Raw genomic sequence first — 18500 nt, 5'->3', positions numbered from 1 at the left:
GACGGTTGCGCATGCACGGTTCGCGTGCCGTACTGGAATAAGAGGGTAGCGGTGGCCGGAGGGAAGTCAAGCGGCGGCCCGATGCGACGGTGCGCGCGCACTGCACCGCAACACGCGGCATGGCGTATTGCGACCGGACGTCGCACTGTATGCGGCACGCGGTTTGGGTATCGTCTCGGGTGGCGCGGAGCGGGGCCGCGCGCCGGATTCCTTCCGGCTGGATCACGACACGACGACACGATGAGACAAGGAAGCTTACCGACATGACGGGCGCGTATTTCAGCGTGCCGACGCTTTGTGCGATCGCACTCGTTCACGTCTATTGGGCGTTCGGTGGACGGCTCGGCAAGCATGCGGCCATTCCGGAACAGGACGGCGTACCGCTGCTGCGGCCGACCGTGCCCGGCACGCTCGCTGTCGCGGCGGCGTTGCTGGCCGGCGCAAGCGCGGTGGCGTCGCGCGCGGGCTGGCTGGGGCCGACTCTGTATCCCGGCGCGATCGCGTTCGCGATCGTTGCGCTCGCACTGATCTTCGCGGTGCGCGCCGTCGGCGATTTCCGCTACGTCGGCTTCTTCAAACGGGTTCGCGGGTCGCGTTTCGCGCGCATGGACAGCCTCTGTTACTCGCCGCTGTGCGCGGCACTTTCGTTGTCGATCGCATCGATGCTGTGGCCGTGGTGAGCACCGCGTCGAGCGGGACGGCCGTTTTGCCGAGAGTGAGGCGGTAACGCGCGTCGCAGGCGCCGCATCGGAAAGCGCCGAGCGGCGCGGGCAGGGCAACCCTGAAAAACGACGGGTGCCAGTCAGGCGACGCCCGCGCGTGCGTCCGGCCCTGCGACCGACGCCGCGGCCGCGCCACGGCTCTTGCGTATTCCGGAAAACGATTTCCTCATTATTGCGATTTTCGATGTAATGAATTGCACCGAACCCTTTGGAAATGGAACCGGTTCCATTTATAATTCGCGGCATTTGTCGCCGGGCCCGAATTGAGGGTCGTGCACGTTGCGCTTGCCGTCGGCCGGCGCGGCGTCTAAGTTGAATAGGCCATGGCGATGAGGGGCAGATGCGGGCGGCAAGCTCGTATTTGTCCGACGATAAGACCCGCGAAGAGGTCGACCCCGCGCGGCTGCCGGAACCGGCGCGCCGCGCGGCTGCATGACGGGCGTCACCGCGCAGTGCGCGGGCCGGCGCCTGCATCGAGCTTGCTCGCAACATCGCAAGAAAGGACGGCCGGCCGCGCGCGGCATGGCTGCCGTGTCGGGCATGCCGCATCCGGAATGCGGGTTCCCGAATCACGCTCCCCAACGATCAACATCCGACCATGTCCACGCCACCCGACAAACCCAACTCGCGTCGCCGCTTCCTGCGCACGTCGGTCGCGCTCGTGCCGATCGCGTCGGTCGCCGGTTGCGACCTGCGCTCGTCGTCGTCCTCGACCGCGGCCGGCAATGCCTCCACCGCGTCGGCCGGCGCTGAACGCGCGCCGTACAAGCCGACCTTCTTCGATGCGAAGGAGTGGTCGTTCGTCCAGGCCGCCGTCGACCGGCTGATCCCGGCCGATGCCGAAGGCCCCGGCGCGCTCGAATCGGGCGTGCCCGAATTCATCGACCGCCAGATGGAAACCCCGTACGCGCACGGCGCGACGTGGTACATGCAGGGGCCGTTCCAGCAGGGCGTGCCCGAGCTCGGCTACCAGCTCAAGCTCGTGCCGCGCGACATCTACCGGCTCGGCATCGCGGCGGTCAACCGCTATTGCGAAAAGGCCCACGGCAAGGCGTTCGCCGACCTCGACGCGCCGACCCGCGACACCGTGCTCGGCGAACTGGAAAAAGGCGGCGCGCAGATCGACGACGTGCCGTCGGCGGTGTTCTTCGGCCTGTTGCTGCAGAACACGCGCGAAGGCTACTTCTGCGATCCGGTGCATGGCGGCAATCACGACATGGCCGCGTGGAAGATGATCGGTTTTCCGGGCGCGCGCGCCGACTTCATGGATTTCGTCAACCAGAACGGCAAGCCCTATCCGTACGGCCCCGTCTCGATCAACGGGGAGCGCACCTGATGGCCGCAGAAAAGAAGCCGCACGTCGATGCGGTGATCGTCGGCTTCGGCTGGACCGGCGCGATTCTCGCGAAGGAACTGACCGAAGCGGGCCTGAACGTCGTCGCGCTCGAGCGTGGCGAGTATCGCGACACCTATCCGGACGGCGCGTATCCGAACACGATCGACGAGCTGACCTACAACGTCCGCAAGAAGCTGTTCCTCGACCTGTCGAAGACGACCGTGTCGATCCGCCACGGCGTGCAGGACACCGCGCTGCCGTACCGGCAACTCGCCGCGTTCCTGCCGGGCGAGGGCGTCGGCGGCGCGGGGCTGCACTGGTCGGGCGTGCATTTCCGGATCACGCCGGAAGAACTGCGCCTGCGCAGCCACTACGAAGAGCGCTACGGCAAGAAGTTCATCCCCGAAGGGATGACGATCCAGGACACGGGCGTCACCTACGACGAACTCGAGCCGTATTTCGACTTCGCCGAGAAGGTGTTCGGCACGTCGGGGCAGGCGTACAAGGTCGGCGGCAAGGTGGTCGGCGACGGCAACGTGTTCGAGGCGAACCGCAGCGACAACTTCCCGCTGCCCGCGCAGCTCAATACGTATTCGGCGCAGCGCTTCTCCGATGCCGCGAAGTCGCTCGGGCTGCATCCGTACCGGCTGCCGTCGGCGAACACGTCGGGTCCGTACACGAACCCGTACGGCGTGCAGATGGGGCCGTGCAACTTCTGCGGCTACTGCAGCGGCTACGCGTGCTACATGTATTCGAAGGCATCGCCGAACCTGAACATCCTGCCCGCGCTGAAACAGGTGCCGAACTTCGAGCTGCGCTCGAAGTGCCACGTGCTGCGCGTGGACCTCGACGACACGAAGAAGCGCGCGACGGGCGTCACCTACGTCGACCCGGCCGGCCGTGAAGTGCACCAGCCGGCCGATCTCGTGATCGTCGCCGCGTTCCAGTATCACAACGTGCATCTGCTGCTGCTGTCGGGCATCGGCAAGCCGTACGACCCAATCTCGGGCGAAGGCGTGGTGGGCCGCAATTTCGCGTACCAGAACCTGTCGACGATCAAGGCGTTCTTCGACAAGGACACCTACACGAACCCGTTCATCGGCGCGGGCGGCAACGGCGTCGCGGTGGACGACTTCAACGCCGACAACTTCGACCACGGCCCGCTCGGCTTCGTCGGCGGCTCGCCGCTGTGGGTGAACCAGGCCGGCGTGAAGCCGATCAGCGGCATCGCGACGCCGCCGGGCACGCCGCAGTGGGGCTCGGCGTGGAAGAAGGCCGTGAAGGACAACTACGCGCACACGATCTCGATGGACGCGCACGGCACGAACATGTCGTACCGCGACGTGTATCTCGACCTCGATCCGACCTATCGCGATTCGTACGGCCAGCCGCTGTTGCGGATGACGTTCGACTGGAAGGACAACGACATCAGGATGGCGCAATACGTGACCGGGCAGATGAAGAAGATCGCGGAGGCGATGGGGCCGAAGGCGATCGGCGTGTCGACGCGCGAGTTCGGCAAGCACTTCGATTCGCGCGCGTACCAGACGACCCACCTGGTCGGCGGCGCGATCATGGGCACCGATCCGAAGACGAGCGTGCTGAACCGCTACCTGCAGTGCTGGGACGTGCACAACGTGTTCGTGATGGGCGCGTCGGCGCTGCCGCAGGGCATCGGCTACAACCCGACCGGGATCATCGCGGCGCTGGCCTACTGGTCGGCACGCGCGATCCGCGAGCAATACCTGAAAAATCCCGCCCCGCTGGTGACCGTATGAAGAGGACGATGAACCACCACAACGCCGCGCGCCGGATTTCCCCGCTGCGGCGCGCCCTGGCGATCGGCACGGCCTGGGCGGCGTTCGGTCTCGCGGGCGGCACCGCGTTCGCGCAGCCGGCATCCGCGCCCGCCGCGGCTTCGGGCCCGGCAGCCGCACCGGTCGCACAGTCTGCCGACGCGAACCTCGTCAAGCGCGGCGAATATCTGGCCCGCGCGGGCGACTGTATCGCGTGCCACACCGCGAGCGGCGGCAAGCCGTTCGCGGGCGGGCTGAAGTTCGACACGCCGATCGGCGCGATCTATTCCACCAACATCACGCCGGACCCGAAGACGGGCCTCGGCGGCTGGACGTATGAGGACTTCACCCGCGCGGTGCGCGAGGGCGTGCGCAAGAACGGCGACACGATGTACCCGGCGATGCCGTACCCGTCCTATGCGCGCCTGACCGACGACGACATGAAGGCGCTGTACGCGTACTTCATGCACGGCGTCGCGCCGGTCGAGCACGAGAACCGCAAGGTGGACATCGTGTGGCCACTGTCGATGCGCTGGCCGCTGACGTTCTGGCGCAAGATGTTCGCGCCGACGCCGAAGCCGTTCGATGCGGCGCCGTACACCGATCCGGTGGTCGCGCGCGGCGCGTATCTCGTGCAGGGGCTCGGCCATTGCGGCGCGTGCCACACGCCGCGCGCGGCGACGATGCAGGAACGCGCGCTGACCGACGCGGGCGGCCTCGACTTCCTGGCCGGCGGCGCGGCGATCGACGGCTGGGTGCCGACCAGCCTGCGCGGCGAGCCGCGCACCGGGTTCGGCACGTGGAACGAAACCGAGATCGTGCAGTTCCTGAAGACCGGCCGCACGCTGCGCACGGCCGCGTTCGGCGGGATGACGGACGTGGTCGGCCACAGCATGCAGCACATGAGCGACGACGATCTCACGGCGATCGCACGCTACCTGAAGACGCTGCCGCCAAAGGTGCAGGGCGAGACACCGTACGCGTACGACGCGACGGCCGCGCACGCGCTGCAGACCGGTGACGCGAGCAAGCCGGGCGCGGCGGTCTATCGCGACAACTGCATGGCCTGCCACCGCAGCGACGGCCACGGCTACGCGCGGGTGTTCCCGGCGCTCGCCGGCAACCCGGTCCTGCAGGGCGACGATCCGACTTCGGTGATCCACGTCGTGCTGTCGGGCAGCGCGCTGAAGGGCACGCACACCGCGCCGTCGACCTTCACGATGCCGCCGTTCGGCTGGCGCCTGTCGGACCAGGAAGTCGCGGACGTGTCGAACTTCGTGCGCACGAGCTGGGGCAATACGGGGACGGCGATCACGGCCGCGCAGGTCGCGAAGGTGCGCAAGAGCGTGCCGTCGACGCGGCCGGAGCCGCCGCCGGGCGCGCGGTTCCCGCAAGCGTCGCGCTGACCCACGCGGCGGGGCATCCGGCCCCGCCCACCTGCTCCGCCTCGCGGCGCCCGTCGGCCCGCGGGGCGCGTTCCGCCCGATCGGGGTTGCACCCCGCAATGGCGTGCCGACGCGTGAATTTTTCGCCGTGGCGCGCCAATTTTTCGCCTCATCCCTTATCCTTCCATTCTTGAACCTTACTAAATCGTTACAAGAACTCGGGAGGGGGGATGCCTCATGACATCAGCCTGATTGCGTTGCTCGCGGCCGGTTTCGGTCTCGCGATGATCTTCGGTTACCTCGCGTCGCTGCTGAAAATGCCGCCGCTCGTCGGCTATCTGCTCGCCGGGATCGTGATCGGCCCCGGCACGCCCGGTTTCGTCGGCGACCTGTCGCTCGCGCAGCAGCTCGCGGAAGTCGGCGTGATGCTGCTGATGTTCGGCGTCGGCCTCCATTTTTCGCTCGGCGACCTGCTCGCGGTGCGCAAGATCGCGCTGCCGGGGGCCGTCGTCCAGATTACCGTCGCGACGCTGCTCGGCGGCGGGCTCGCGCTCACCTGGGGCTGGAGTCTCGGCGCGGCGCTCGTGTTCGGGCTCGCGCTGTCGGTCGCGAGCACGGTCGTGCTGTTGCGGGCGCTCGAGGGGCGGGGGCTCGTCGAGACCGTGAACGGACGCATCGCGGTCGGCTGGCTCGTCGTCGAGGATCTCGTGATGGTGCTCGTGCTCGTGCTGCTGCCGCCCGTCGCGGGGCTGCTCGGCGGCACGCCGCCCGGCGACGCGCACGCGGCCGGCGGCAGCGTGTGGGGCACGCTCGGCGTCACGATGCTGAAGGTCGCCGCGTTCATCGCGCTGATGCTCGTGGTCGGCAAGCGCGTGTTCCCGCGCATCCTGTGGCTCGTCGCCCGTACCGGTTCGCGCGAACTGTTCACGCTGTGCATGATCGCCGCGGCGGTCGGCATCGCGTTCGGCGCGGCAAAGCTGTTCGACGTGTCGTTCGCGCTCGGCGCGTTCTTCGCCGGGATGATGATGCGCGAGTCGGAGTTCAGCCGGCGTGCCGCCGACGAGACGCTGCCGCTGCGCGACGCGTTCTCGGTGCTGTTCTTCATTTCGGTCGGGATGCTGTTCGACCCGAAGGTGCTGCTCGCCGAGCCGCTGCATGTGATCGAGGTCGCGGCGATCGTGCTGATCGGCAAGACGCTCGCGGCGGTCGCGCTCGTGATCGCGTTCCGCTATCCGCTGAACACCGCGCTGACGGTCGGCGCCGGTCTCGCCCAGATCGGCGAGTTCTCGTTCATCCTCGCGGGGCTCGGCCGTGCGCTCGGGTTGCTGTCGGCCGAGGGGCAAAGCCTGATTCTCGCGGTCGCGCTGATCTCGATCGCGATGAACACGCTGCTGTTCGCGATGATCGATCCGGCGCTCGCATGGATCCGCAAGCATTCGGCGTTCGCGCGCAAGCTCGAGGCACGCGACGATCCGCTCGCCGCGCTGCCGATGTCGACGCCGCAGACGCACCTGACCGGCCAGGTCGTGATCGTCGGCTACGGCAAGGTCGGCACGCGGATCGCGCATGCGCTGGACGAGCGCGGGATCGCCTATGTCGTCGTCGAGCAGAATCGCGAGCTCGTCGAGAAGCTGCGCGCGGACGGCGTCGCGGCCGTGTCGGGCGACGCGATCGAGCCGATCGTGCTCGTGCAGGCGCATATCGCGCGCGCCGGGATGCTGGTCGTCACGCTGCCGGACGTATTCGACGTGCGGCAGATCGTCGAGATCTCGCGCACGCTCAATCCGGCGCTGGAGGTCGTGCTGTGCACGAACAGCAGCGACGAGGCCGACCTGCTGTCGAGCGAGGGAATCGGCACCGTGTTCATGGGCGAGAGCGAACTCGCGCGCGGGATGACCGAGCACGTGCTCGGCAGGATGGCGAAGCCGGTGGCGGCCGCGCATTGATGGTTAGCGGCTGGGATCGCTCGGATCGATAGGATCGCCGCGACTGCGCGGATCGCCGGGATTACAGGATTGCGCCGGCCTTTCGGAGCGGCGCGTGAGGCGGGTTCTACGTAGCGAATAATCGATCCCGATCTGTCAGCCGACCTGTTCGCCGCCGCGCCACGCCCCGGCGACTTCACCAACACCCAGGCGGCTTCAGCCCGCCGCCTTCGTCTCTACGGCCGCGCCGGATTGCGCGGCCGTTTTCACAGGTGCCGACGCCTGTTGCCCGGCTGCCGTCTTCGGTTGCACGGCGGCCTTCGGCGCCGCGACCGTCTTTTGCGGCACGGCAGCCTTGAGCGGCGCATTCGGCGTCGGCTCGACCGGCGCGTCCGGCGGCACGCCGAGCAGCTGCAGCGAGCCGCTCGTGACCGACGAGAACACCGGGCCGGCCACCGTGCCGCCGTAATAACCCTTGCCGCGCGGCTCGTCGATCATCACCGCGACGATCAGGCGGGGGTTGCTCATCGGCGCCATCCCCGCGAACAGGGCGCGGTACTTGCCCTTCGCATAGGTTGCGCCGACCTGCTTGCGCGCCGTGCCCGTCTTGCCGCCGATCCGGTAGCCGTCGACGCGCGCGCGGCGCCCCGTGCCGCCTTCGCCGACGGCCGACTCGAGCATCGAACGGATCGCCGCCGCGGTCTGCGGCGACGTCACGCGATGGCCGCGATGGGCCTCGATCGTCTGCGGGTCGGAACCGTTCCTCAGCAGCGACACCGGGTGCAGCGTGCCGTCGCCCGCATAGGCGGTGTAGGTCTGCGCGATCTGCAGCAGCGACATCGACAGCCCGTAGCCGTACGCCATCGTCGCCTGCTCGATCGGCCGCCAGCGCTTGTAGCCGCGCAGGCGGCCCGACGCGACGCCCGGGAACGTCAGTTCCGGCGCGCGGCCGATCCCGTATTCCTGGTACTTGTTCCAGATCGTTTCGGCGGGCAGGTTCAGCGCCAGCTTCGCGAGCGCGACGTTGCTCGACTTCTGCAGTGCCTGCGAGACGGTCAGCGAGCCGTGGTTCGACGTGTCGTGGATCACGGCCGGGCCGATCTTGTAGGTGCCCGGCGACGTGTTGATGATCGTGTTCGGCGTGACCTTGCGCTCGTCGATCGACAGCGCGACGACGAGCGGCTTGATCGTCGAGCCCGGCTCGAACGTGTCGATCACCGCGCGGTTGCGCAGCTGCTGGCCCGTGAGGCGTGCACGGTCGTTCGGGTCGAAGGTCGGATAGTTCGCGAGCGCGAGGATTTCGCCGTTCTGCGCGTCGAGCACGACGACGCTGCCGGCCACCGCGTTGTTCTCGAGCACCGCGGCCTTGAGCTGGCTGAACGCGAGCTGCTGGATCCGCCGGTCGATCGTCAGTTCGATCGTCGCGCCGTGCTGCGCGGGCACGAGCGGGCGCGTGTCGGACACGATGCGGCCGAGCCGGTCGCGGATCACCTCGCGCTGCCCGGACGTACCCGACAGCCGCCCGTTCGCCGCGAGCTCGACGCCTTCCTGGCCCTTGTCCTCGACGTTGGTGAAGCCGACCACGTGCGCGGCCGATTCGCCCTCCGGATAGAAGCGCTTCGAATCGGCGATCTGCGTGATGCCGTCGATCTCGAGCTTGCCGAGCCGGCTTGCGGTCTCGGCGTCGATCTGCCGCTTGAGCAGCACGAACGTACGGTCGTTGCGCAGGCGGCGCTTCACCTCCGCGAGCGGCATGTCGAGCAGCTTCGCGATCTGCGGATAGTCGATTTCGGCGACCTGTTTCGGGTTCGCCCAGATTTCATAGGTCGACAGGCTGACCGCGAGCATCGCGCCGTTGCGGTCGACGATGCGCCCGCGCATCGCGTCGAGCTCGATCGTGCGCTGGTAGCGCTTCTGGCCCTCACCGACATAGAAATCCTGGTTCGCGACCTGCACCCAGAACGCGCGTCCGATCAGCGCGGCGAAACCGAGGGACACCATGATCACGACCAGCTTCGAGCGCCACATCGGCAAGCGCGACGCGAGCATCGGGTGCTTGGTCGCGGCGGCGTACGGATCGGCGGGGTGGGTCTTCTTTTTCACGCGCATGCAAGGGCCGGGTCGGGCCGCCGGACGGCGGCAAGTCAATCGGAATAATGTGATTGTAATAAATGAGTAAACGTCGTGTGGGGAAACTGTGCTTCGGCCCCGTAAAAGATGCGCGTCGGCGACCGGGCTTCGGGCGGAAAAGGCGGGATGAAGGCGGGGACGAAGGCGGGAACGGCGGCGCGGGCATTGCCCGATGTCGCCGACGAATCGGAAGGACGCGGCGGGTCGTGACCGGGGAGGCGACTCAATCAACCCGGCCCCGATTATTTTCGGGACGGAAAAATAAAAACGCCTCGAAGAGAGGCGCCGTTATTTATGAATATCGAAATGAATATCACGGAAACCGGAATAAACCCGAAAACCGCAGAGGATTGCCGTCAAAAATACCTATCGCGCGACGGAAATGAATTCGTGGTATTCCGGCTCCGCCGTGGAGCGATCGACCGCCTGCAGGCGCCACGCGCCGTCGGGGTGCTCGCCGGCGAGCACCGCGGGACCTTGTTCGCGCTGCATCGCGCTGAACGACAGGCCCTTCAACTGGCACACGGCATTCCCGCTGTCGGCGGCGCAGAGGGCCATCGCGCCTTCCACGTCCCGAACCTTGCCCCAGGCCGGGAGATCGATGCCCTGGTGTGCCTCGCGCGACCACAGCCGCTCGTCGGTATCGACCCACAACACCGCGTACGAGTGCCGGGTTGCCGATTCGCTGCCATTAATCCGGATAGTGAGGCGCATTGGAACGTCTCCTGGAAAGTAGAAAATGACACATTCGACCGATTTGGTTTGGATAGTCTAGATAGACTGCAGTGAAACGCAAGCGATAATCCTCAATAAATCCGCATTGTGTCTATTGGTGTTTCGGATGAAAGGACGTCTGACGATACGCGCGGATTCCGGCCCCGCGTGCAAACGCCGACGACACCGCGATCTGCGTGCCGCGGCCTCGCTCCGGGTCGGCCCGCGACATGCGATGACTAGGCCGGGGCGCGTCGATGTGTCGCGCCGAAGCGCTGGCCCGCAGCACGCCGGCGAACCTCCGTCGCAAGCTGCCCGACCGGGCGTTTCACCGAGTTGACGACCCGGCCGGCACGACACACCCCGACATTCGTGCACAAATCCACACACTTTCACGAAACTTTCAGGACAGACTTCCGGGCGATCCGGCCCCACACTTGGATTTTCCCGATCCTGCGCCGCGGACGTCCGTCCGTGGCGGGCCGCCGCCTTGTGTCAGAGACGCGATCGACGCGATCGCGGGCCGCAGCCGGTCGGGACTGCCGGGGCGAGCGTCGGCCCCGGCCCGGCCGACCGCCGTGCGCAGCGCCGCGATCCGGGGCTGCCGCGCCGTCCGGCCGATTCTTCGAAGGAGACTATCGTGCTGATCTGGAAAACCGCGTTGTCGCTCAACTGGCGCACGAGCCTCGTGTCGCCGGCCAGCGCGCCGGTCGCGGCGGCCAACGTCGGGCGGCTGGTGCTCACCGGCGCCACCGGCTTCATCGGCAGTACCGTGCTGACGGCGCTCGTCAACGCAGGCTTGCTCGAGCGCATCGTGTGTGTCGTGCGCGCCGGGAATCGCGGCCACGCGGTCGCGCGTTTGCGTGAAGCGGCGCTGCGCGCAGGGCTCGCGCCGTACTGGGCATCGCGTCTCGGCGACGCGAACGTGGTCGTCGGTACACTCGGCGACGTGTGGCAGGGCGCCGACGCGCCGCGTCTCGCCGGCGCGACGCACGTGATTCACTGCGCGGGCCACGCGTCGCCGGCCAACGGTTCGCATCTGCGGGCTGACCTCGCCGATTCGCTGCGCTTTGCCGAGCGGTTCGCGCACGCACCGCAACTGCAGCGTTTCGTGTACGTCGGCACCGCTTACGCGCATGCGGGCCGCGGCGGGATCGTTTACGAGGAAATGGCGGGTGCGGCGGCGAGCGACGCGGCGCAGGCCGGCGACGGGCTGCACGGCGCGGTGCTCGCGGCCGGCTACCTGCAGGCGAAGGCGGAAACGGAGCAGCGCCTGCGCGCGCTCGGGCTGCCGCTCGTCGTCGTGCGTCCGTCGCACGTCGTCGGTCACACGGTGCTCGGCACGCGGCCCGCGCCGAATTCGTTCTGGATGTTCCGCGTCGCGCACGCGGCGCGCCGCTTCACGGCACGGCCGATGACGCGCATCGACATCGTGTCGGTCGACGACGTCGCACGCGCGACGATGCTGCTGGCCGTGAAGCCGACGCTGATGCACGACGTGTACCACGTGTCGGCCGGCGACGAGGCGCCGCAGGTCGCGCAGATCGTACGCGCGATGGACGAGGCGGCCGGCATGACGGGCGCGCCGCGTTACGCCGCGTGCGCGCCGGCCGACCTGCCGCTCGTGGTGCGCGACGTGCTCGGGCGGTCCGATCCGGCGCTCGAGCGCGTGATCGGCCGGGCGTTGCAGCGTGGCGCGGAGTTCGCGACGGTCGATCGCGTGTTCGACAACCGCCGCGTGCGCGACGAAATCGATTTCGAGCCGCTGCCGTTCATCGATTACGTCGAGGAATGCATGCGCACGTCCCGCGGCGTCGCGGTGACCGAACTGATGCGCGGGGCGCTGCACTGACGGCCCGCGCGATCCGCGGCTTGCCGGTTCCCGGGTTCGGGTTCGCCCGCCGCCGCTCGCTGCGGTCCGGCCGCGGCAGGCCCTACGACGCGCTGCCGAGTTCGATCAGCCGGTCGAGCGCACGGTAGATGTCGTCCAGGCCGTCCTGGCCGAAACGCGCTTCGAGCTGGCGATACTGCTCGTCGATGCGCGGGCCGATTTCGGTCACCAGCTTCCTGCTTTGCGGCGTCAGGCTCACCAGCAGCCGGCGCTGATCTTCCTGCGCGCGTGTGCGCGTAATCAGGCCGTCGCGCTCCATCCGTTCCAGCACGCCGGTGAGGCTCGGGCTGAGGATGCAGCAGCGGCGCGCGATCTGTCCCGCTTCGAGCGCATTCGCCGGCTCGCCGTCGAGCACGCGGATGATCCGCCATTGCTGTTCGGTCAGCGCGAATTCCTTGAGAATGGGGCGGAACAGGCCCATCAGCGTTTCGCGGGCCTCGAGCAGCAGCATGGCCAGGTTGCGATGGTCGAGCGTACGGTTCATCGGGGGTGGGGAATGGACGGGGACGCATCAATCTTAACAGCCGACGGTGCTGAATTTCATGTATCAGGGTAATCGCGGTTGCCAGCGTCCGATTGTTTACTTAAGATGTTAACTATTGACGATGCGCCGCGACGCGCGGCAGGGGAATGACGCATGGAGCTGTCTTGCAGGACCGCCGCGGCGCCGCCGCTGCCGGTCGCCATCGGTACCGTCTACGGTGCGCTGCTCAACGAGCGCGCCGCACTCGACGCGCTCGGCGATGCCGTGCACGCACCGCCTTACGGCCGTCCGCCGCAGGCGCCGATCCTTTACATCAAACCGGCCAACACGCATGCGGCGGACGGCGCGGCCGTCGTGGTGCCCGCGGGCGTCGATGCGCTGGAGATCGGCGCGTCGCTGGCCGTCGTGTTCTCGCGGCGCGCGACGCGCGTGCCGGCCGCGCAGGCGCTCGATTACGTGCACGGCTTCACGCTCGCGAGCGACGTGTCGGTTCCGCATCCCGATTACTACCGTCCGGCCGTGCGCTTCAAGTGTCGCGACGGCTTCTGCCCGCTGGGCCCGGCGATCGTGCCGGCGGCCGCGCTTGGCGATGTCGACGCGATCGGCCTGACCGTGCGGATCGACGGCGATGCCGTGGTGTCCGCGTCGACCGCCACGCTGATCCGCCCGGTGCGGGAACTGATCGCCGACGTGACGGCATTCATGTCGTTCGACGCGGGCGACGTGCTGCTGCTCGGCGTCGCGGGTGGCGCACCGCGTGCCCGCGCGGGCAGCACGATCGAGATTGCCGCCGCCGGCATCGGCACGTTGCGGCATACGCTGATTGCGGAGGAAGCACGATGAAGACGGCGCGCGTGATCTACAACGGCGCACTGCATGCGGCCGAACCGGCCGGCGACGGCGCGATCCGCCTCGACACGGGCCGCGTGGTCGCCGAGGACGTGGTGACGTGGCTGCCGCCCGTCGCGCCGCGCACGACGTTCGCGCTCGGCCTCAACTACGCGGACCACGCGAAGGAACTCGCGTTCAACGCGCCGAGCGAGCCGCTGATCTTCCTGAAGGGGCCGAACACGTTCATCGGTCACCGCTCGCGCACCGTGCGCCCGGCGGACGCGACGCACATGCACTACGAGTGCGAGCTGGCCGTCGTGATCGGCCGCCCGGCGCGCAACGTGAGCCGCGCGCAGGCGCTCGACCACGTCGCCGGCTACACGGTCGCGAACGACTACGCGATCCGCGATTACCTCGAAAACTACTACCGCCCGAACCTGCGCGTGAAGAACCGCGATACCTGCACGCCGCTCGGGCCGTGGTTCGTCAGCCGCGACGAGATCGGCGACGCGGGCGACCTGACGCTGTGCACGACGGTGAACGGCCGGGAGACCCAGCGCGGTAGCACGCGCGACATGATCTTCGACGTGCCCGCGCTGATCGAGCACATCAGCAGTTTCATGACGCTCGCGCCGGGCGACCTGATCCTGACCGGCACGCCGGAAGGGCTGGCCGACACGCAGCCGGGCGACGAGGTCGTGACCGAAATCGAAGGAATCGGCCGGCTCGTGAACACGATCGTCGGCGAAGCAGACTACTATCGCGCCGGCTGAGCCCGTCGCCCAAGGAGAGCACATGACCATCAAGCACTGGATCGGCGGCCGTGAGGTCGAGAGCCGCGAGACCTTCACGACGCTGAATCCCGCGACGGGCGACGCGATCACCGACGTCGCGTCGGCCGGCGAGGCCGAAGTCGACGCGGCCGTGCGCGCGGCGAAGGACGCATTCCCGAAGTGGGCGAACACGCCCGCGAAGGAGCGCGCGAAGCTGATGCGCAAGCTCGGCGAGCTGATCGAGAAGAACGTGCCGATGCTCGCCGCGCTCGAGACGCAGGACACCGGCCTGCCGATCGCGCAGACGAGCAAGCAGCTGATTCCGCGCGCGTCCGAGAACTTCAACTTCTTCGCGGAAGTGTGCGTGCAGATGAACGGCCGCACGTATCCGGTCGACGACCAGATGCTGAACTACACGCTGTACCAGCCGGTCGGCGTGTGCGCGCTGGTGTCGCCGTGGAACGTGCCGTTCATGACCGCGACGTGGAAGACGGCGCCGTGTCTCGCGCTCGGCAACACGGCCGTGCTGAAGATGTCGGAGCTGTCGCCGCTGACGGCCGACCAGCTCGGCCGGCTCGCGCTCGAAGCCGGCATTCCGGCGGGCGTGTTGAACGTCGTGCAGGGATACGGCGCGACGGCCGGCGACGCGCTGGTGCGCCATCCGGACGTGCGCGCGGTGTCGTTCACGGGCGGCACGGTCACGGGCAAGCGAATCATGGAGCGCGCGGGCCTGAAGAAATACTCGATGGAGCTCGGCGGCAAGTCGCCCGTGCTGATTTTCGACGATGCCGATTTCGACCGCGCGCTCGACGCGTCGCTGTTCACGATCTTCTCGATCAACGGCGAGCGCTGTACCGCGGGCTCGCGGATCTTCGTGCAGCGCACGATCTACGACCGCTTCGTGCAGGAATTCGCGCGCCGTGCGAACAACCTGGTGGTCGGCGACCCGTCGGATCACGCGACGCAGCTCGGCGCGATGATCACGCGCCAGCACTGGGAGAAGGTGACCGGCTATATCCGGATCGGCGAGCAGGAAGGCGCGCGCGTGGTGGCAGGCGGCGCGGACAAGCCGGCCGGCCTCGCCGACCATCTGCGCAACGGCAATTTCGTGCGCCCGACCGTGTTCGCCGACGTCGACAACCGGATGCGCATCGCGCAGGAAGAGATCTTCGGGCCGGTCGCGTGCCTGATTCCGTTCGAGAACGAGGAGGAAGGGCTGCGGCTTGCGAACGACACGTCCTACGGGCTCGCGTCGTACATCTGGACGCAGGACGTCGGCAAGGTGCATCGCCTCGCGCGCGGGATCGAGGCCGGGATGGTGTTCGTGAACAGCCAGAACGTGCGCGACCTGCGCCAGCCGTTCGGCGGCGTGAAGGAGTCGGGCACCGGGCGCGAAGGCGGCGAGTACAGCTTCGAGGTGTTCGCGGAGATCAAGAACGTGTGCATCTCGATGGGTTCGCATCACATTCCCCGCTGGGGCGTGTGACGGGCGCGGGTCGTGGCGCTGCCAGCAAGAACGAACGATACGGAGACTTGAACGATGGGCAAACTGTCCCTCGCCGCGAAGATCACGCACGTGCCGTCGATGTACCTGTCGGAGTTGCCCGGCAGGCATCACGGCTGCCGCGAAGCGGCGATCCGCGGCCACCAGCTGATCGGCGAGCGCTGCCGCGCGCTCGGCGTCGATACGATCGTCGTGTCGGACGTGCACTGGCTCGTCAACGCCGGCTATCACGTGAACTGCAATGCGCGGTTCGCGGGTACGTACACGAGCAACGAGCTGCCGCACTTCATCCGCGACATGCAGTACGCGTATCCGGGCAACCCCGAACTCGGCCGCCTGATCGCGGAGACGGCCAGCGCACGCGGCATCGCGACGCGCGCACACGAGATCGACAGCCTCGAACTCGAATACGGCACGCTCGTGCCGATGCGCTACATGAACGCCGACCAGCACTTCAAGGTCGTGTCGATCGCGGGCTGGTGCATGTGGCATCAGCTCGACGAAAGCCGGCGCTTCGGCGAGGCGCTGCTCGAGGCGATCGAAAAGAGCGATTCGAACGTCGCGTTCCTCGCGAGCGGCTCGCTGTCGCATCGCTTCAACGACAACGGCAGCCCGGAGGAATCGATCCACCAGATCAGCCGCGAGTTCTTCCGGCAGGTCGACCTGCGCGTGGTCGAGCTGTGGAAGCAGGGCGATTTCAGGACCTTCTGCGCGATGCTGCCCGAGTACAACACGCATTGTCACGGCGAAGGCGGCATGCACGACACCGCGATGCTGCTCGGCCTGCTCGGCTGGGATCGTTACGACAAGCCGGTCGAGATCGTCACCGACTATTTCGCGAGCTCGGGCACCGGGCAGATCAACGCGATCTTCCCGCTCGCCTGAGCGCCGCATCACCTATCCGGAGCGTTGCCATGCCACACATCGTCGTCGAATACACCGCGAACATCCGCGACGACGCGCGCATTCCCGCGCTGCTGCGCACGATCAACGCGACGCTGATCGCGCAGGGCGGCGTGTTTCCGACCGGCGGCATCCGCTCGCGCGCGATCGAGCTGCAGGATTACTGCGTCGCCGACGGCACGGAGGACGACGCGTTCGTCCACGTGACGCTGAAGATCGGCTCGGGCCGCAGCGACGAGACCAAGCAGGCCGCGTGCGACGCGCTGTTCGACGCGATCAACGTGCATTTCGCGGAGCTGTACGCGAAGCGTTATCTCGCGCTGTCGATGGAGCTGACCGAGTTCAGCGAAAGCGGCTCGTACAAGCACAACAACATTCACGCCCGCTACAAGCGGGCCGGCTGAACCCCTTTCCCGATCCGACCATGCTCGAACCCGCCATCATCGACCAGCTCGCGCAGCGTCTGCACGACGCCGAGCGCGAGCGCAAACAGATCCGCCAGATCTCGCTCGACCATCCCGACATCACGATCGACGACGCGTATGCGATCCAGCGCGCGTGGGTCGCCCTCAAGCTCGCGGAAGGCCGCACGCTGAAGGGGCACAAGATCGGCCTCACGTCGAAGGCGATGCAGAACACGTCGCAGATCGACGAGCCCGATTACGGCGCGCTGCTCGACGACATGTTCTTCGACGACGGCGGCACGATCCCGGCCGGGCGCTTCATCGTGCCGCGCGTCGAGGTCGAACTCGCGTTCGTGCTCGGCAAGCGGCTCACCGGCCCGAACTGCACGATCTTCGACGTGTACGACGCGGTCGATTACGTGGTGCCCGCGCTCGAGATCATCGACGCGCGCAGCCAGTCGATCGACCCCGATACGAAGCGGCCGCGCAAGGTGTTCGACACGATCGCCGACAATGCGGCGAACGCGGGCGTCGTGATCGGCGGGCGGCCGGTGCGGCCGCAGGACGTCGACTTGCGCTGGGTCGCGGCGATCATGTCGCGCAACGGCGTGGTCGAGGAAACGGGCGTCGCGGCCGGCGTGCTGAACCATCCGGCCAATGGCGTCGCGTGGCTGGCGAATCGGCTGTCGCGCTTCGACGTCGCGCTGGAGCCGGGGCAGGTCGTGCTCGGCGGCTCGTTCACGCGGCCGTGCGCGGCGCGCTCGGGCGACACGTTCAGCGTCGACTACGGCCCGCTCGGGACGATCCAGTGCTATTTCGCATGAGGTGAGCGAGCGATGCAGATTCCGTCGAATGTCTTCAAGGCCGCGCTCGCGCGTGGCGACGCGCAGGTCGGGTTGTGGCTCGGCCTGGCGAATCCGTACAGCGCCGAAGTCGTCGCGGGCGCCGGTTTCGACTGGCTGCTGATCGACGGCGAACATGCGCCGAACACGGTGCCGACGATCCTCGCGCAGTTGCAGGCGATCGCACCGTATCCGTCGCAGCCGGTCGTGCGCGTGCCGTGGAACGATCCGGTGATCGTCAAGCAGGTGCTCGATCTCGGCGCGCAGACGCTGCTCGTGCCGATGGTGCAGAGCGCCGACGAAGCGCGCGCGGCGGTGGCCGCGACGCGTTATCCGCCGCACGGGATTCGCGGCGTCGGCAGTGCGCTCGCGCGCGCGTCGCGGTGGAACCGCGTCGGCGACTATCTGCATCGCGCGAACGACGAGATGGCCGTGCTCGTGCAGGTCGAGACGCATGCCGGACTCGACGCGATCGATGCGATTGCACGGGTGGACGGCGTCGATGGTGTGTTCATCGGGCCGGCCGATCTGGCGGCCGATCTCGGGCACCTCGGCAATCCGGGGCATCCGGACGTGCAGGCGGCGATCGACGGCGCGATCCGGGCGATCAAGGCGGCAGGCAAGGCGCCGGGCATTCTCAGCGCGGATGAGGCGGCGGCGCGGCGGTATCTGGAAGCGGGGGCGTTGTTTGTTGCGGTGGGGGTCGATACGACACTGCTGGCGAGAAGTGCGGAGCGGTTGGCGGCGCAGTTCAAGGGGAACGGTGGGAGCGCGGTGAAGAAGGGGGATGGGACGTATTGAGCGAAGCGGATGGGATCTTTTATAAGGGGCGCATTATGTTTCGTTTATTGCGAGTTTCG

At 67.8% G+C, this 18500-nt stretch carries 16 protein-coding genes; 13 read left to right on the top strand and 3 right to left on the bottom strand.

Annotation, left to right across the window (positions count from 1 at the left end):
* The first annotated feature begins 263 nt into the window (after positions 1-263).
* The 5 genes from U5A56_RS05600 to U5A56_RS05580 all read left to right on the top strand — a co-directional run bounded on the left by U5A56_RS05600 (position 264) and on the right by U5A56_RS05580 (position 7185).
* Positions 264-680 carry a DUF3995 domain-containing protein gene (locus U5A56_RS05600; protein WP_321921273.1) on the top strand — a complete coding sequence of 139 codons (417 nt, stop codon included), beginning with the start codon at positions 264-266 and terminating at the stop codon, positions 678-680.
* 640 nt (positions 681-1320) lie between these two features.
* A complete protein-coding gene (locus U5A56_RS05595) occupies positions 1321-2058 on the top strand; it encodes a gluconate 2-dehydrogenase subunit 3 family protein (RefSeq protein WP_321921271.1) in 738 nt (245 codons plus the stop codon).
* A complete protein-coding gene (locus U5A56_RS05590) occupies positions 2058-3836 on the top strand; it encodes a GMC family oxidoreductase (protein ID WP_321820410.1) in 1779 nt (592 codons plus the stop codon). Before U5A56_RS05595 ends, U5A56_RS05590 begins: the two co-directional genes overlap by 1 nt.
* On the top strand, positions 3833-5260 hold the full coding sequence (locus U5A56_RS05585; protein ID WP_321921269.1) for a cytochrome c: 1428 nt from the start codon (positions 3833-3835) through the stop codon (positions 5258-5260). The genes U5A56_RS05590 and U5A56_RS05585 overlap by 4 nt, the downstream gene beginning before the upstream one ends.
* A gap of 209 nt (positions 5261-5469) precedes the next feature.
* Positions 5470-7185: a cation:proton antiporter gene (locus U5A56_RS05580; protein ID WP_321811220.1), complete on the top strand. Its 1716-nt coding sequence runs from the start codon at positions 5470-5472 to the stop codon at positions 7183-7185.
* A gap of 195 nt (positions 7186-7380) precedes the next feature.
* On the opposite strand, the gene U5A56_RS05575 is transcribed toward U5A56_RS05580, so the two are convergent.
* Together U5A56_RS05575 and U5A56_RS05570 are read right to left on the bottom strand one after the other, a co-directional pair.
* Positions 7381-9273: a peptidoglycan D,D-transpeptidase FtsI family protein gene (locus tag U5A56_RS05575; protein WP_321921267.1), complete on the bottom strand. Its 1893-nt coding sequence runs from the start codon at positions 9271-9273 to the stop codon at positions 7381-7383.
* A gap of 387 nt (positions 9274-9660) precedes the next feature.
* Entirely contained in the window at positions 9661-10008 is a 348-nt protein-coding gene (locus U5A56_RS05570; RefSeq protein ID WP_044842963.1) for a DUF3564 family protein, read from the bottom strand.
* A gap of 640 nt (positions 10009-10648) precedes the next feature.
* Between U5A56_RS05570 and U5A56_RS05565 the strand changes: the two genes are divergently transcribed.
* Positions 10649-11860, top strand: coding sequence for an SDR family oxidoreductase (locus U5A56_RS05565; protein WP_321921264.1), 1212 nt, complete (start codon positions 10649-10651; stop codon positions 11858-11860).
* An 82-nt stretch (positions 11861-11942) separates the two neighbouring features.
* On the opposite strand, the gene hpaR is transcribed toward U5A56_RS05565, so the two are convergent.
* Positions 11943-12383 carry a homoprotocatechuate degradation operon regulator HpaR gene (gene hpaR, locus U5A56_RS05560; protein WP_124665820.1) on the bottom strand — a complete coding sequence of 147 codons (441 nt, stop codon included), beginning with the start codon at positions 12381-12383 and terminating at the stop codon, positions 11943-11945.
* A gap of 153 nt (positions 12384-12536) precedes the next feature.
* Between hpaR and U5A56_RS05555 the strand changes: the two genes are divergently transcribed.
* From U5A56_RS05555 to hpaI, 7 genes are read left to right on the top strand one after another with little or no spacing between them, the layout of a single operon-like run.
* Positions 12537-13226, top strand: a complete 690-nt coding sequence (locus U5A56_RS05555) for a fumarylacetoacetate hydrolase family protein (protein WP_044842966.1) — start codon at positions 12537-12539, stop codon at positions 13224-13226.
* Positions 13223-13987, top strand: coding sequence for a fumarylacetoacetate hydrolase family protein (locus U5A56_RS05550; protein WP_321921262.1), 765 nt, complete (start codon positions 13223-13225; stop codon positions 13985-13987). The genes U5A56_RS05555 and U5A56_RS05550 overlap by 4 nt, the downstream gene beginning before the upstream one ends.
* A gap of 22 nt (positions 13988-14009) precedes the next feature.
* Positions 14010-15473, top strand: coding sequence for a 5-carboxymethyl-2-hydroxymuconate semialdehyde dehydrogenase (hpaE, locus tag U5A56_RS05545; protein ID WP_321921260.1), 1464 nt, complete (start codon positions 14010-14012; stop codon positions 15471-15473).
* Between the two features lie 54 nt (positions 15474-15527).
* On the top strand, positions 15528-16376 hold the full coding sequence (gene hpaD, locus U5A56_RS05540) for a 3,4-dihydroxyphenylacetate 2,3-dioxygenase (protein ID WP_321921258.1): 849 nt from the start codon (positions 15528-15530) through the stop codon (positions 16374-16376).
* A 29-nt stretch (positions 16377-16405) separates the two neighbouring features.
* Positions 16406-16798 carry a 5-carboxymethyl-2-hydroxymuconate Delta-isomerase gene (locus tag U5A56_RS05535; protein WP_321921256.1) on the top strand — a complete coding sequence of 131 codons (393 nt, stop codon included), beginning with the start codon at positions 16406-16408 and terminating at the stop codon, positions 16796-16798.
* 20 nt (positions 16799-16818) lie between these two features.
* Positions 16819-17622 carry a 2-oxo-hept-4-ene-1,7-dioate hydratase gene (gene hpaH, locus U5A56_RS05530; protein ID WP_124484945.1) on the top strand — a complete coding sequence of 268 codons (804 nt, stop codon included), beginning with the start codon at positions 16819-16821 and terminating at the stop codon, positions 17620-17622.
* Positions 17623-17634: 12 nt separating this feature from the next.
* Positions 17635-18441 carry a 4-hydroxy-2-oxoheptanedioate aldolase gene (gene hpaI, locus U5A56_RS05525; protein WP_321921254.1) on the top strand — a complete coding sequence of 269 codons (807 nt, stop codon included), beginning with the start codon at positions 17635-17637 and terminating at the stop codon, positions 18439-18441.
* Positions 18442-18500: the final 59 nt, after the last annotated feature.

The sequence above is a fragment of the Burkholderia sp. BCC1998 genome (assembly GCF_905339875.1).
GTDB lineage: Bacteria > Pseudomonadota > Gammaproteobacteria > Burkholderiales > Burkholderiaceae > Burkholderia.
This window is presented reverse-complemented; position numbering and strand designations above follow the sequence as displayed.